The sequence below is a fragment of the Pseudomonas sp. MPDS genome (assembly GCF_013283895.1).
Taxonomy (GTDB): Bacteria; Pseudomonadota; Gammaproteobacteria; order Pseudomonadales; family Pseudomonadaceae; genus Aquipseudomonas; species Aquipseudomonas rhizophila.
Genome location: NZ_CP054128.1, coordinates 4,872,874 through 4,886,124 on the forward strand (window position 1 = coordinate 4,872,874; position 13,251 = coordinate 4,886,124).

16 protein-coding genes and 1 pseudogene are annotated in these 13,251 nt (G+C 56.3%); 6 read left to right on the forward strand and 11 right to left on the reverse strand.

The features are described 5' to 3' along the window. Nucleotides 1–199: 199 nt before the first annotated feature. Nucleotides 200–1,111, reverse strand: a complete 912-nt coding sequence (locus HQ912_RS21500) for a LysR family transcriptional regulator (protein WP_173407268.1) — start codon at nt 1,109–1,111, stop codon at nt 200–202. A 217-nt stretch (nt 1,112–1,328) separates the two neighbouring features. Here HQ912_RS21500 and HQ912_RS21505 point away from each other — a divergent pair, with 217 nt between their 5' ends. Both HQ912_RS21505 and HQ912_RS21510 read left to right on the forward strand, forming a co-directional pair. Then, entirely contained in the window at nt 1,329–1,550 is a 222-nt protein-coding gene (locus tag HQ912_RS21505; RefSeq protein WP_009401140.1) for an ExbD/TolR family protein, read from the forward strand. A 269-nt stretch (nt 1,551–1,819) separates the two neighbouring features. Continuing rightward, nucleotides 1,820–2,728, forward strand: a complete 909-nt coding sequence (locus HQ912_RS21510) for a LysR family transcriptional regulator (protein ID WP_003451128.1) — start codon at nt 1,820–1,822, stop codon at nt 2,726–2,728. A 264-nt stretch (nt 2,729–2,992) separates the two neighbouring features. On the opposite strand, the gene HQ912_RS21515 is transcribed toward HQ912_RS21510, so the two are convergent. Then, nucleotides 2,993–3,139, reverse strand: a complete 147-nt coding sequence (locus HQ912_RS21515) for a hypothetical protein (RefSeq protein ID WP_173407269.1) — start codon at nt 3,137–3,139, stop codon at nt 2,993–2,995. 359 nt (nt 3,140–3,498) lie between these two features. Between HQ912_RS21515 and HQ912_RS21520 the strand changes: the two genes are divergently transcribed. Beyond that, the gene (locus HQ912_RS21520; protein WP_173407270.1) at nt 3,499–3,861 is read left to right on the forward strand and encodes a DUF6124 family protein; all 363 of its coding nucleotides are present in this window, start codon (nt 3,499–3,501) and stop codon (nt 3,859–3,861) included. A 45-nt stretch (nt 3,862–3,906) separates the two neighbouring features. On the opposite strand, the gene HQ912_RS21525 is transcribed toward HQ912_RS21520, so the two are convergent. Then, nucleotides 3,907–4,353 (reverse strand): NUDIX hydrolase, encoded by a 447-nt coding sequence (locus HQ912_RS21525; RefSeq protein ID WP_173407271.1) that lies wholly within the window; start codon nt 4,351–4,353, stop codon nt 3,907–3,909. A gap of 454 nt (nt 4,354–4,807) precedes the next feature. Further along, nucleotides 4,808–5,113 carry a hypothetical protein gene (locus tag HQ912_RS21530; RefSeq protein ID WP_053129460.1) on the reverse strand — a complete coding sequence of 102 codons (306 nt, stop codon included), beginning with the start codon at nt 5,111–5,113 and terminating at the stop codon, nt 4,808–4,810. A gap of 115 nt (nt 5,114–5,228) precedes the next feature. Here HQ912_RS21530 and HQ912_RS21535 point away from each other — a divergent pair, with 115 nt between their 5' ends. Then, nucleotides 5,229–5,795, forward strand: a complete 567-nt coding sequence (locus HQ912_RS21535) for a tyrosine-type recombinase/integrase (RefSeq protein WP_173407272.1) — start codon at nt 5,229–5,231, stop codon at nt 5,793–5,795. A gap of 179 nt (nt 5,796–5,974) precedes the next feature. Beyond that, entirely contained in the window at nt 5,975–6,754 is a 780-nt protein-coding gene (locus HQ912_RS21540; protein WP_173407273.1) for a DNA polymerase beta superfamily protein, read from the forward strand. Between the two features lie 348 nt (nt 6,755–7,102). On the opposite strand, the pseudogene HQ912_RS21545 reads toward HQ912_RS21540, so the two are convergent. Continuing rightward, nucleotides 7,103–7,665: pseudogene (locus HQ912_RS21545) on the reverse strand (tyrosine-type recombinase/integrase). A gap of 208 nt (nt 7,666–7,873) precedes the next feature. Here HQ912_RS21545 and HQ912_RS21550 point away from each other — a divergent pair. Beyond that, nucleotides 7,874–8,866, forward strand: a complete 993-nt coding sequence (locus HQ912_RS21550; protein ID WP_139050932.1) for a TerC family protein — start codon at nt 7,874–7,876, stop codon at nt 8,864–8,866. Nucleotides 8,867–8,960: 94 nt separating this feature from the next. Here HQ912_RS21550 and HQ912_RS21555 read toward each other — a convergent pair whose 3' ends face one another. From HQ912_RS21555 to HQ912_RS27930, 6 genes are all read right to left on the reverse strand, one after another. Continuing rightward, nucleotides 8,961–10,172 carry a hypothetical protein gene (locus tag HQ912_RS21555; RefSeq protein WP_173407274.1) on the reverse strand — a complete coding sequence of 404 codons (1,212 nt, stop codon included), beginning with the start codon at nt 10,170–10,172 and terminating at the stop codon, nt 8,961–8,963. 676 nt (nt 10,173–10,848) lie between these two features. Beyond that, nucleotides 10,849–11,382, reverse strand: coding sequence for a hypothetical protein (locus tag HQ912_RS21560; protein ID WP_173407275.1), 534 nt, complete (start codon nt 11,380–11,382; stop codon nt 10,849–10,851). Between the two features lie 229 nt (nt 11,383–11,611). Further along, complete coding sequence (locus HQ912_RS21565) at nt 11,612–11,797, reverse strand: hypothetical protein (protein WP_173407276.1); 186 nt, start codon at nt 11,795–11,797, stop codon at nt 11,612–11,614. 190 nt (nt 11,798–11,987) lie between these two features. Further along, nucleotides 11,988–12,518 carry a GNAT family N-acetyltransferase gene (locus HQ912_RS21570; protein WP_173407277.1) on the reverse strand — a complete coding sequence of 177 codons (531 nt, stop codon included), beginning with the start codon at nt 12,516–12,518 and terminating at the stop codon, nt 11,988–11,990. A 37-nt stretch (nt 12,519–12,555) separates the two neighbouring features. After that, complete coding sequence (locus HQ912_RS21575) at nt 12,556–13,050, reverse strand: glutathione S-transferase (protein ID WP_260990049.1); 495 nt, start codon at nt 13,048–13,050, stop codon at nt 12,556–12,558. After that, nucleotides 13,005–13,220: a hypothetical protein gene (locus tag HQ912_RS27930; RefSeq protein ID WP_313959886.1), complete on the reverse strand. Its 216-nt coding sequence runs from the start codon at nt 13,218–13,220 to the stop codon at nt 13,005–13,007. The genes HQ912_RS21575 and HQ912_RS27930 overlap by 46 nt, the downstream gene beginning before the upstream one ends. Between the last annotated feature and the right edge of the window lie 31 nt (nt 13,221–13,251).

The following is a 13,251-nucleotide window of genomic DNA, read 5'->3' on the forward strand; positions in this document are numbered from 1 at the left end:
CCGATGCACATATGGCAAGCACTGTTGCGCCTCGCGTCTTCGCTGTGACGCGCCACGTTGGGCATGCGAAGTTGCTCGCAGAATGCCAACGACAAGCGCGAGCAAGGCCTGAGTGCACCGCGGCAATGGAATCCCGCTATGACAAAACAGGTCTGGCGCTTTGACCAAAATGGAATCGGTCAACCCGCCTGAGGCAGCCTCATGCGAGCCGTTGCGTATCCAACGGCGTATGGCCGACACGCTGCGCACGGTCGATGAAGTGGCGCAGCGGCTCCGACATCGCGCCCTCGGGATGAAGCAGGTAGGTCGTCAGCGCTGCCGAGTCTTCATCCAACGGTCGGACGATCACGTCCGCCTGCCGGCGTGCCGCCACGTGCGCCGCGCTGGAAAATCCCACGCCATAGCCGGCCGCCACCAGGGCCAGCATCAGCGAGTGGGTCGTCACGTACTCGGCCACGACCGGCGGTGTCTCCACCCGGCGCAGCAGGCGCTCGCATTGCCGGCTGCACTCCTCACACACCTGCGGGTGGCACAGCACCAGCGGGTAGCTCATCACCTCGTCCAGCGGCACCCGCTTGTGCGCCAGCAAGGGGTGCCGCGCGGGTATGGCCACCACCAGCGGGTCTTGCCACACCGGCTTGGCGACCATCCCGGCCGCCATCTCGCCGGCCATCGCAAAGGCCGCGTCGTACAGGTCGTTGCCCAGCCCGCCCACCACCTGCGACAGCGGCGCCTCGAACAGCCGGATGCCCACTTCCGGCGCCTCCTCCCGGCACAGCGCGAGCAGCGCCGACAGCCGGGTCCGCCCGACGCCGCCGGCCAAGGCGATGCGCAGGGTGTCCCGGTGTCCCGCTGCCACCGCCCGCGCCTTGGTCTGGGCTTGCTCAAGGGTCAGCAGCACGCGCCGGGATTCCTCCAGGAACACCTGGCCGGCCGGGGTCAGGCGCACGCCGCGCGGCGTGCGCTCTAACAGCATCACGCCCAGGCCTGCCTCCAGTTGGCGAATCGTGCGCGACAGGGGCGAATGCTCCACATGCAGCCGCCGCGCCGCCCGGCCGAAGTGCAACTCCTCGGCCACGGCGATGAAACAGCGAAGATGGCGTAAGTTCATGGACTTCTCCTCAGAAAGTGGAGTCCATTCCTCTGGCTTTAGGGAACTGCATGAGCGCTTCCCGGCGGCGATGCCGGTCACAGAGGCTTGCCAGTCGCCGCCGTCCGACCTTCTGTCGTGGCCACGGAGGGCGAGTGTCCAAGCAAGTCCGGTTATCCCGTCGGTGTTGCCTTATCGGAAAATTGCCAGATTGTCATTATTGTGTTGTCTGAGTGGAGTGAAGTCGATCAAGCCCGACTCGGCGACCCTGTCCATCACTGCCGACCGCAGCGTGTTCTGGAAAGACGAACGCATGAGCGACGAGCAGCTCGCGCAGTGGCTGCATGCTTCGGCGCAGCGTCATCCGCAGCCCAAGGACTTCATGCGCGGCGACCGCCAAGCGGGCCTACCGGCGCGTCGCCCAGGTGATGGCGGCTGCGCAGAAGTCCGGGCGTGTTAGAACCGGACTTCGTGACCGATCTGGGAGGCGATCGGGGTGACCCGAAAGACACCCAACTGCATCGGCATGCTCGCCCTGACGCCGGCGTGACGTCATCGGCTGCACCGATCGCGGACTCCAGCACACGTGAGCGCCTGCGCGCCGTGCCCGGCGCACCGTGCGGGCATGAGGCTTTGACGCGATGCCACCGAAGGAGGTGCTGACGGGATGCGGAAGGAGATGCTGGCGTCCGATAGGCTGAACCAGAAGAAGACAGACAGGAGGCGGCCTTGGATTTCAGATTGCTGCGTTACTTCGTCGCAGTTGCGGAAGAACTGCATCTGGCCCGTGCAGCCGAGCGTCTGGGCATCGAGCAATCGCCTGTGTCGCGTGCGATGCGCGACCTGGAAAGCCAGCTCGGTGTACAGTTGTTCGACCGCAGCACACGCCTGACGCGGCTGACCTGGGCCGGCCAGGTGTTCCTCGGCGAATGCCGGCGCGTGCAGGCTACCGTGGAGCAGGCAGTCAAGAGCGCCAAGGCCGCGGCGCAGGGCTACCAAGGCCATCTGCGCATCGCCATCTGCGACAGCCTGGCGCAGCCCCGCATCGCTACCTTGCTGGCACGCAGCCGCGAGGATGAACCCGAGCTGGAGATTCGCGTCTTCGAGTTGCCGTTCGTGCAGCAGCTCAAGATGCTGCACAACGATCTGCTGGACATCGGCTTTGCGTTGTCGAACGCGGTGCATGATGGGCTCGTCGCCGAGCCGGTGTGGACCGATCCGCTGTCGGTGATCGTGCCCGCACGCCATCCCTTGCTGGCACACGTCCAGGTGCCGCTGGCCGAAGCCTTGAAGTTCCCGCTGGTTCTGTGCCATCCCGAATCGGGATCGGGCTGCCGCCATCAGATTCAAGCGATGCTGCAGGACGCAGGCACGCCGCTCAAGCTGGTCGATGAAGTGACCAGCCTGGGCGTGATGCTGACCCTGGTCGGCGCCGGCTACGGCATCGGCTTCGCCATCGCCTCGCAGGTGCAGACGCTACAGCGCCCGGACATCTCCATTCGTCCCCTGACCGGCACCCCACCGATGCTCTCTACCTACCTGCTGCGCCGCCGGGGCGAACCCTCGGAGCCCATGAAGCGGTTCCTCGCGCGAGTGAAAGACGAGGCCTCACCGGTCGATGATAAGCCGGTTCGTTGAGGCCGTAGCTCGCCTGTCCGTTGCGGCCTGTGGCGTGGTGTGCCAGTAGACGGATAGACTTCGGAATGAAATCCGATGCTCTGGCTGTTGATGGATGTGCTTGGCTCGCTTTGGATCACCCGCAACGGCCTGCGTTGACCAGGCCGAAGACTTGAGTCCACAATCGAGTCCATTCCGTGACGCCTGGATCGGAAAAAATGTTCGTAATAAACGAGTTGGTGACCGGGTGCTGTTCCCTTCACCCGCTCCAATCGAATTCTGGTCTCACGCCGTGTGGTTTTGGCGGGGGATATGAAAAAACCGGCTCTTGGTGGCCGGTTTTTTTTCGTCCGCAGTTTGTTGGGCTCCGCCCTTAAAATAGTAATACCGACCCAGGATGAGCGAAGAAAACTCGACCTGTTTAATTTTCATAAACACATCCGGCGAAGACACGTTTAAATACATTCCACGTTACGCCCTAGAGGCTACGAGACCTTGCGTCCTCACTTACGCGTGCGTCAGAATCCGCCGGCTTGTGCGCTTTCCCCCCGGCCCCTATCGTTTACCTGCCACTGCCCATCAGTGGTCGGGTTTAGTCGCTCGGTCGGTTTTAGTAAAGTGCATGAGTACCATTCAGTCAGGTCATTCTATTCCTGTACTTGATGGTGGTTGTGCGCAGGGCGCCCTTGGGCGCGCCGGGTTTGCTAATTCCACCGGTCGACTAACCTGCGTACAGCCGCCACCCTCTTTTAGTCGAGAACGGTTGCGGCCCCAACTCTGGAATTAGACATATGTTCAAGGTTACCCCCAACCCCCCGGATATCGACTCGGTACTCTACGGCGACTCTCTCGACCCTGAAAAGTTGAAAGAGGCGGCAGACCGCGCACTCAAGCACTACCTGAACCCGGGGGCGCCGAAAACGCAGATACGGCCCCGCAAGCCCAGCACGATCTTCACCATCGACGCAGCGGTGGATGACGAAACGTTGCTCGTTGAGGCGTGCGAATCCTTGGCATCCGCCAGCGTGATGGTCAGCGACCTCACCGACTTGACGGACGGCCCACGACGCCAAACGATGCTGGTGCTGCAGCGGGTCATCATGTTGGGTGAGCTAGCGGTCAATCGAGTACTGGATAACCACAAGCCTGGCTAGTCGCCAGGGATTGTTGTGGGGGCACTTACGCCCCCCAACAGTTATTCAGTCCAACAACGAAGCCTGTTTGAGCAATTCGAAAAGTCCTTCAGGGACTAGTTCAGACGTAGCGGTGAAGCTGGAACCCAGGCACCACGTGGCTTTGAACGAAGCCCCATTGCTTTCATGACCGTCTAACCAAGATCGCTCATAGACGTCTACATCATCAAACCTTGCATCGTAGACCTGGACTATTTCGTGTCCTGGCTTGCCTGCGTAGGTGAAAATGCTTTCCAAAGTGCCAATCAATCGAACATCACTGATCGAAAGAGCCAGTTCTTCTTGCACTTCACGGACGATGGCATCGATACCTCGTTCGCCGAACTCAATGCCGCCGCCAATAGGGCGAAAAAGGGTTCGCTGTTCAACGGAGTCATAGAATTGATTAACCAGTATTTTTCCCTGATGATGAAAGACACAGAGCGCGAGGGCACGAATGCGTGGTTCTGACATGAGTAAAATTCCCTTTTGACTTGATGAGCTGACGGCACTGGATTCCCTCAACTTGAGGCAGAAATCCAGTAGCGGTCAGATCGCGACCCACAATACTCAATGTGCGAACAGACATTCTAAGCGGAGCCTGGCTGCCAATTATGCGCAAGCAGCTCGCCAATTTCACTTGTCCCCGTGTGTGAGCGCGAAATCAATCGCTGGCTCGAACTGGCCGACAAAGCCAGTGGCTGATCAGCGTCACAACACCCACCACCAGACCCGCCAGCAACGCGCCACCCGCCGCAGGTTGCGCGCAGCAGGCACCTCAAAGCGTCGATAGGCTGGTGAGCGGTAGTATGACGGGCGGACGGTTTGCCGATTTCCCTCTGCTATATAGCTTGTCCGACGATGGCTGTCCGGCGCGAAAGGCCGTAATCGGCCAAGAGGAGCCCTTCGTGAGAATCCGCTTCCGACCCTAAGCGGGTAAATCGCTAGAACGGATGTTCGAATCGATTCGCTGAATTTCCGCCTCGCTCATCACTCGCCAATCATTTGGCAAAATACCGTACTCGAACTCAGCGCTTTCCAGTGCCTCATCCAATCCAAGTATCAAGTGGTCGCCTTCAATCTGGAGTTTTCCGTAGTCCTCAAAACGTATTAGCAGATACACCGGGTCATCGTCTTTTACCTCCAGGCCGAAAAGCACGATAGCGGTAACGTCAGGCCGGAAATCACTGACTGTCCTTACATAAGCAAACAGATGGCTTGTGGGCTGGGGCATGGCGTCGGCTGCATTTAATTGATGATGGGTTACAGCATTCTATATGACCGCTTCTGGCCGGTTAGCGACCGCTCTGGTTAGCCATCCTTGTCCTTCCACACATGGACGACATGTCATGAACATCATCGCTACCCGCAGCCGTCAGCCCTGGAACAAAGGAAAATTGGTCGGGCAAAAAACCCCACTCCGACTGAGAGATATCTGGGCCACCCGAGCAAGGCTTCAAATTGCAGAAAGAACTCGGGATCTGGCTCTCTTCGATCTGGCCATCGACAGCAAGCTTCGAGCCTGCGACTTAACCAAGCTCTGCGTGCGCGACGTCGCCCATGGCGACCACATATCATCACGAGCCATGGTGATGCAGCAGAAAACGCAGCGGCCAGTGCAGTTCGAGATCACTGAGCAAACACGGCCTGCTGTCGCGGCCTGGATACATCAGGCCCAGCTACGCAGCGAGGACTGCCTTTGTCCTAGCCGGCTGTATACCTCAGACCACCTATCCACTCGTCAATACTCTCGTATCGTGAAAGGCTGGGTGAAAGCCGTTGGCCTTGATCCAGCCATGTATGGCACTCACACAATGAAACGTACGAAGGCATCACTGATCTATCGCAGGCCCAAGAACCTGCGGGCGGTTCAACTGCTGCTCGGCCATACGAAGCTGGAGAGCACCGTTCGATAACTGGGGGTTGAGGTCGATGACGCCCAAGAGATGGCGGAACAGACCGAGGTTTGATCATGTATAGCGACGGTCGAAGTCAGACCGTCGCTAACCGGCCAGAAGCGATCACTGGACAGTTTGCCCCTGGAAAAGTAGCGTGCAGTCTAAATGACACTAGTTGGAGTTCCCTCGTGGTTTCTATGGACGTTCTGGAAGAAGTTAGAGGCCGGCTACGCCGTGCAGAAGACGAGCACGATGTGAAAATACTTTTAGCTGTTGAATCAGGAAGTCGTGCTTGGGGGTTCGCCTCTCCCAACAGCGACTATGACGCACGCTTCATCTATGTGAATAAACCTGAGTGGTATCTCTCTGTCGGTCTTGAGGAGCAGCGCGACGTCATCGAATACCCCATCATTGACGACATGGACATCAATGGCTGGGATCTACGAAAGGCACTTAGGCTATTTTGGAAGTCCAATCCAGGCTTTGTTGAGTGGATACAATCGCCCATCATCTACGAGCATATCGGTTCCTTTCACAGGCGCGCCAAGGAGTTACTGCCGCAGGTGTATTCGGTAGAAAGCGGCATCTACCATTATCGCAGCATGGCTAAAACCAACTACAGGGGGTACTTGCAGGCACCTTATGTCCCTTTGAAAAAATACTTTTATGTACTGCGTCCTTTGTTATCGATACGGTGGCTAGAGCAGTTTGAAACGCCTGCTCCTATAGAGTTTGACAAGCTGCGCGGTGTCATCGAAAGGGAGCCCGAATTCCAGCGGACCATTGATGACTTGCTTGCCGTCAAGCGTGAGTCTCCAGAAATGGGGTTATCGCCTCAGATCACGCCCATCCAGCAATTCATTGAGCGTGAGCTCAATAGACTCGAATCCATTAAGCCGACCCGTAGCGAACGTAAAGAAGTTGAACCATTGCTTTCCGAACTTTTTCGCTCGGTGCTCAAAGAAACTTGGGGATGATATGTTGTGCAGGAACACCTTGTAGAAGCCAGGTGAGTCCGCCTACATAGATAAATGATGTCCGCTTTGGGTCGATTCTGTTGAAAAAGTCGGTTTGCCCAAAATGCTCGAATATTAATGGGTGAAAACACCTTTTTTGCACGCTGCTACGTGAAATCCGAGTCCTGAACCTTCTACGCAAAACACAGATTTCAATCTCAGGCGCGTACTTTTCTACCGTGGGAACCGAAGCCGACTTTTTCAACAGAATCGGCCGGTTAGCGACAACCTGACTTCGACCGTCGCCATGCATGGTCATATCTCAGTTTGTTCCGCCATCTCCAGGGCGTCATCGACCTTAACCCCCAGTTATCGAACGGTGCTCTCCAGCTTCGTATGGCCGAGCAGCAGCTGAACCGCCCGCAAGTTCTTCGTCCTGCGATAGATGAGCGATGCCTTCGTACGTCTCATCGTGTGAGTGCCATACATGGCTGGTTCAAGGCCAACGGCTTTCACCCATTTTTTTTTGCCGATACGAGCGTATTGACGAGTGGATAGATGGTTTGAGGTATGTAGCCGGCTAGGAAAAAGGCAGTCTTCGCTGCGTAGATGGGCCTGATGTATCCAGGCCGTGAGAGCGGACCGTGTTTGCTCAGTGATCTCGAACTGCACTGGCCGCTGCGTTTTCTGCTGCATCACCATGGCTCGTGATGATACGTACTCGCCATGGGCAACGTCGCGCACGCCGAGCTTGGTTAAATCGCAAGCTCGAAGCTTGCTGTCGATGGCCAGATCGAAGAGAGCCAGATCCGGAGTTTTTTCTGCAATTTGAAGCCTTACTCGGATGGCCCAGATATCTCTCAGTCGTAGCGGGGTTTCTGCACGACCAATTTACCTTTGTTCCTGGGCTGACGGTTGCAGGTTGCGATGATGGACGCAGGGTTTCTTCAATTTCCCTCAATCGACATTCCGACTTCAGCAACGCCCTCCCACACTGAAATACCTTGCAACTCTTGCCTGATTGAGAAATCCCGCGCGCTTTTCTAAATTTTTTCCCACAACGCCGGGCCCCTCTGACAGCGAATCGCTGCCATGTCGGAGTTGCAGTTTGTACAACTTCGACACTGAGAGGAGGGGCTTATGACTGCCCTGGAACCGTTCTTTTTTGCCGAGTTTCTCGGCACCGCCACTTGGTTGTGGCTCGTTTTTATCAGCATCGTTATCAGCCTGTTGGTCTTCGACCTCGGGGTGCTACACCGCGAGCATCGAGAAATCGGCGTTCGTGAAAGCCTGCTGCTGTCTGCTGGCTATATCACGGCCAGCTTGCTGTTTGGGCTCTGGGTCTGGCAGGTCAAGGGCGGTGATGCCGGGATGGATTTCTACACAGGCTTTCTGATCGAGAAATCGTTGTCGATGGACAACGTATTTCTTATGGCGATGATCTTCAGCTTTCTCTCAATCCCGCGTAAGTATCAGCACGAGGTGCTGTTCTGGGGCATTCTCGGTGTGATAGTGCTGCGCGCGATCATGATTGGCCTAGGTGCGGCGCTGATCGCCGAGTTCAGTTGGATTCTCTATGTGTTCGGCATCTTCCTGCTGTTGACCGGGGCCAAGATGCTGTTCAGCAAGATCGATGACCATCCGGACCTTAGCGAAAACCTGCTGGTGAAGTTCCTGCGCAAGCACATGCGGGTGACCGATCGCTTGCATGAAGGGCGCTTCTTCGTCCGTCAGGCGGATGCCAGTGGGAAGTCCGTGCTCTGGGCGACGCCGTTGTTCCTGGCCCTGGTGCTGATTGAATGTGCCGACTTGGTGTTCGCTGTGGACAGCGTGCCGGCGATCTTTGCCATCACCCAGGATCCCTTCATCGTCTACACCTCTAACATCTTCGCCATCCTTGGCCTGCGTGCGTTGTATTTCGCTCTGGCGGCAATGATTCACCGCTTCGCCTATCTCAAGTACGCCCTGGCGCTTGTGCTGGTGTTTATCGGCGGCAAGATCTTCCTGGTCGGCATCATCGGCAAGATTGCGCCGGTGATTTCCCTGAGCGTGACCCTGGCTTTGTTGCTGGGCGGTGTGCTGCTATCGCTTTGGAAAACCCGCGACCAGGCCTCTGCTCGCTCGCAGGTTTAGATCCAAACAGGCGCAATATTTGCGCCTGCCATCGGGGGCCATAGGCCGATGTCGTTGAATGGGTGAGGGGCAGCCGAAAGTGAGCCGCCCCTCGTCACTTAAACGCGATGTACTGTTGTGTAGGCGCGTTGGTGAATAGTCCGCCCCCCTTCGATGCGTTCTCGAATGCAGACGCGAATTGGTAGAGTCCGATATCGTTCATCTGCACGACCTTGCTTTCATTCGCCGATCCGTGGAGCGAGTGAAAGACAATGCCTCGAACGGGAATCCCCCCTGGGTTGATTAATGCGTTGAGGATTTTTACAGGTAAATCCGTCTTCGTTTCAGGCCCTATGTACGATGCGTTTTTGCTTGCCATATTGATAAGGCACCAGAACAACCATTTGGGTGACATTTGCTGGCCGGTGCTGGGATGACCCAGTGTCGCGTTGACGCTTCCTTTCGCTTCAACAATCAGGTACTCAATTACGTTGCCTGTGCGCATGTCGCGTTTGACCCAAATCTGGTCTATTCCATTGGGGCGCATCCCGTTTGCGGACTTCCCCATTTTCATCTGGTAGTCCGTGCCATACGCGGTGATCAGGAGTTTGCTTGCTGCATATTCCCCGCGGGCCGACGTTATAGACTGCGGGGTATTCAGATCTCCACGAAGGTTCGTGTAGTGGGTGCTCAAGCGATTTCCAGATTTGACATCGTTTCTTTTGAACCGGTCCCAGCCGAGGCTGTGATCCTCCCCCCGAAGCCAGGCGTTCACCGCTTCCCTGGTCGTGGCGTCGAGCCTGGAAACGGCGTCGTAGTGATCCCACGCTTCTTTTGCCTGCCGACGCACGATCCCTTGCTGCCGTATATCCTCGAATGCCAGCAACATCTGCGCACGATGCGTCCGAATCCACTGCACATGCTGATTAGTTGAGTCGAACAGCGGATGACTATGGGCGCTACCTTGGGTATGACGCGCATCCCGCCTCAGTGCCTGTGAGATTTCAAGTTGGCCCTGCATGTCGAGTAGAACGAGTTGGTCGGCGCTGGAATTGCTCGGAAGGACGGTGTGACGGTTCACAATCTGGCTGATCAGGCTACTCTCGGGTGGATCCAGCAACTTTCGTATGCCTATCGTTCCGAGGGCTGTGTAAGGGTATTGCTGGCTCGATAAAAGCGTCAGGTTATTCGTGGTCAGATCCAGCGTAGGTTGGTCGCCCAGATAGAGATCTACTTTCAGACCGCCAGGCCGCCCCGCTTCCAGGTTGTTCAAGATGCGTTGATTCAACTGGTCGTTGGTGTCGGTATAACTTGTCAGCAGGTTCATATCAGGCGCCGTCCGTTGGCAAGGGTAAAGGCCGGATACAGAGCCGCAGTGAACGGTCGTTTACGGTCACTATCACTACGCGGGGCTTGATAGCAGCATAGAACACTGTGTCTGGAGTGTGGGTCTGAATTCAAAACCGGTGTAACGGGCGCTCAGGGGCATTCAGCGGGAATACGCGGATGCCTGCAAGAAGCCGCCTGCGCAAGCGGCATGACGCGAAATGGGCCGGCCGCACATCGCCAACATGCGCAGGGTGCTGGATCCTATTGTTTACAAGGTTCCGGTCAGTCGAAAAACCATCACCGTGCTCAATCAGAACCTTCAGTACCATAGCGCCAGACCGAAGGCTATCCGCTCGGCCCTTAAAGGCCGTGAGTCACTAAGCCAAAAGGTACAGTGATGGATGATAATCAGAGTCAAGGCTCACCAGTCCAGATGGTGAAGCTGAGATGCAATGCCCCACTCGCGTCAGCCCTCCGCTAACAAGCAGAAAATGGGTTGACGCACGTGGCAATTCTCTCTAGATTCACCCCCATCGAAGCGACTGACCAGATGAGATTGAGCGCTTCCCAGCGACGAAAGTCGTAACCGCGCAAGGCGGTTCGTAAGTGGTGTCTGGATCTGCTTTACCGAATACGAAAAAAGACGCCTGCGGCGTCTTTTTTCGTTTCTGTCTCTAACGCTTGGTCGATGTCGGCTGCCGCATGTGGATCTTACCGCACAGCAATATAAAGCCCATCCTGCCCAGTAATCGAGGCGGTTTGTCGGTTTGATGATAAGCGCTTTCAACGACAAGGTTCAGGTCCTGAGGCTTATTCTTGGCAGCCCGACGTATCTCAAAAAACACGTGATAAGGTCCGTTCGGGTCTACGATCGTCATTGAGTACGCCCAATTGCGCAGCGCCGCCGTCTCGCGCACCTTGGCCTGGGGATGGTTTAGCGCTTGGATCACGGCCGGTAACATCAGCGACAGACGATAACGGGTTGAACAGAACGTACGCTGCCGCCCGGCCTGGTCGAGAACAATCTGCTGTTCGACCGGATGCGTGGCCTCGTCATACCCCTGACTGAAACAGTGGCTCGAGAAGGTGACGTGCACACCCAAATCACGTCCCGCCAAATCACTCTGTACTGTGAATGTAAACGGCTCAAGATGAGCAAAATCGTAAACCTGACCACCGATGGTCAGCGGTGGAAAATAGACGGTCACTGAGGTCTCCGTTCCGGCCAGCGAGTCAAAGTAAAATATCGAATAGTTCTGGGGAGGTTTGTAGGCAAACTCCGAGAGTTGCGTAGGGGGCACAGCAAACCCCATCCGATAGGCAGCAAAAAGCCCCGATGCTTTCGCACCGGGGCTTTTTGTGAATATCAATATCGGCTCGCCCTTTCACGGTTTCCCGCTTATCCCGCTCCCTCGGGGGTGTCTGAGCGATAGAGAATCAAACATGCTTTGCGACAAAAGCGACGACGGCAAACAAGGTCAGAGCGAACACTGCACCGATGCTGAACGGCAACAACGTAACTCGCATTGTGGTCGGGGCAGGGCGTCTCATCTCTTCAGCTAACGCCTCTACCTCTTGATGCAATTGCTCGATGCTTGCTTGATAACTACGATGCGTAGGCATGTCTCATTTTCCTCCGAGGCCGCAGGCCGTGCTGAGTCTGTGAACCATTTCGATCGAGCTCTAAATTATCTCGTTCTGAAGCATTGATCATCCTTCCAGGGTTTGAGCCACCGCCTCAGCGTCGCTTTCTGAGAAGCCAGCAAAATCTGTCGGACGTCCATCACTCATTGCCAATCGTGCAGCACATTTGCTAACCGCCAGCCTGAGTGTCCGCTTCAATCGAGTTGACACCCGCAAGATCATAAGCACCTGGATCGATTAGTTGTTTACGCATGGGTATGCAAGCCAATTGCAGCCCAGAGGGAGAGTTGTAAACACTTTGGGCACCTGCGGTGAAGCCACAACGGCGATAGAAAGCAGCAGCGTTTAGAGTCGCTTCAAGATGGATCTCAGCAAGTCCCCCCTCTCGGGCCAGATGCTCGAGATAACTGACCATACGTTTACCGATGCCCTGCCCCATGAACTGCGGCAGCACAAAGACTGCGCCCAGTTCACCGCTTTGGAAATCTATCAGACCTGTTCCAACGGGAACCCCATCCACCGACGCCAGGTGATAGTCCTTTTCCACCCACGCCCTGTACCCGTCCGTAAATGGCACAGAAGTCCAAGCCATCACTTGATCGTTCGTGTAAGCAGCAATGCACTGGTGCCGTATTGCTTGAACGCGGATATCAAAAGCAACCTGCGCGTCACCTTGTTTGGCTGGACGAATTTGTAGCATTTTCACACTCCTTTCCTTGGCGACTATGGACGGGAAATCAAGTAAACAAGCCCAGATCAATGCCTTCAGTGGCCAACGCACGTCGAACAGCCGGCCGCTCAATTACAAGGCTCATGGTATGTGCCCACATCGGATAGTTCTTGCTCATATCCAGGCCGATCCATTTTCCCCAAAGCCAGAACACCAGAAGCACGGGAAGCACGATCGTGAAGCTTTTAGGATCGGGCAATGCCCTCAACTGATGTTCGATAAAGGCATAGTCCCGCTCGACATTCTTTATGCCCATTGCAATCACATTGGGAAAGCACGAGGGATCGTCGAGGACTCGCTGGGGCCTCCAGATCTGTCCGTATGCCAATGTATGCACGGTGCCCGACAGCCAATTCAACCATTCGATACAACGTGCCTGCGCGCCAGGCTCGCAAGGAAGGAGGTGGCCTTCCGGATGCCGGGCTGCGAGAAAAAACAGAATGGCGGGCAGCTCGGTCAGGACATCACCGACGCCGCCGATATCCCCCGAACTTGATTGCAAGCAGGCACTCGCCCCTTCGGGTTGATCGATAAATATTCGGGCGTCTGGGTCCCGCTGCCTTTGAGTGCAGAACGTAATTCCAATTCGAAGGGCAGCCCCAACTCTTCCAAGATTATATGGGCCGCCAACGAACAGGCGCCGGGAGAATAGTAAAGCCGGTACATATGCATTCCTTGGATATCCTTATCGAGGCGCAGATTA

Bases quoted from the DNA above. Each gene is read 5' to 3' on its own strand.
- HQ912_RS21525 (WP_173407271.1), bottom strand. From the start codon at position 4,353: ATGTCAGAACCACGCATTCGTGCCCTCGCGCTCTGTGTCTTTCATCAT.
- HQ912_RS21565 (WP_173407276.1), bottom strand. From the start codon at position 11,797: ATGCCTACGCATCGTAGTTATCAAGCAAGCATCGAGCAATTGCATCAA.
- HQ912_RS21500 (WP_173407268.1), bottom strand. From the start codon at position 1,111: ATGAACTTACGCCATCTTCGCTGTTTCATCGCCGTGGCCGAGGAGTTG.
- HQ912_RS21540 (WP_173407273.1), top strand. From the start codon at position 5,975: ATGGACGTTCTGGAAGAAGTTAGAGGCCGGCTACGCCGTGCAGAAGAC.
- HQ912_RS21535 (WP_173407272.1), top strand. From the start codon at position 5,229: ATGAACATCATCGCTACCCGCAGCCGTCAGCCCTGGAACAAAGGAAAA.
- HQ912_RS21520 (WP_173407270.1), top strand. From the start codon at position 3,499: ATGTTCAAGGTTACCCCCAACCCCCCGGATATCGACTCGGTACTCTAC.
- HQ912_RS21515 (WP_173407269.1), bottom strand. From the start codon at position 3,139: ATGAAAATTAAACAGGTCGAGTTTTCTTCGCTCATCCTGGGTCGGTAT.
- HQ912_RS21570 (WP_173407277.1), bottom strand. From the start codon at position 12,518: ATGCTACAAATTCGTCCAGCCAAACAAGGTGACGCGCAGGTTGCTTTT.
- HQ912_RS21530 (WP_053129460.1), bottom strand. From the start codon at position 5,113: ATGCCCCAGCCCACAAGCCATCTGTTTGCTTATGTAAGGACAGTCAGT.
- HQ912_RS21550 (WP_139050932.1), top strand. From the start codon at position 7,874: ATGACTGCCCTGGAACCGTTCTTTTTTGCCGAGTTTCTCGGCACCGCC.
- HQ912_RS21555 (WP_173407274.1), bottom strand. From the start codon at position 10,172: ATGAACCTGCTGACAAGTTATACCGACACCAACGACCAGTTGAATCAA.
- HQ912_RS27930 (WP_313959886.1), bottom strand. From the start codon at position 13,220: ATGCATATGTACCGGCTTTACTATTCTCCCGGCGCCTGTTCGTTGGCG.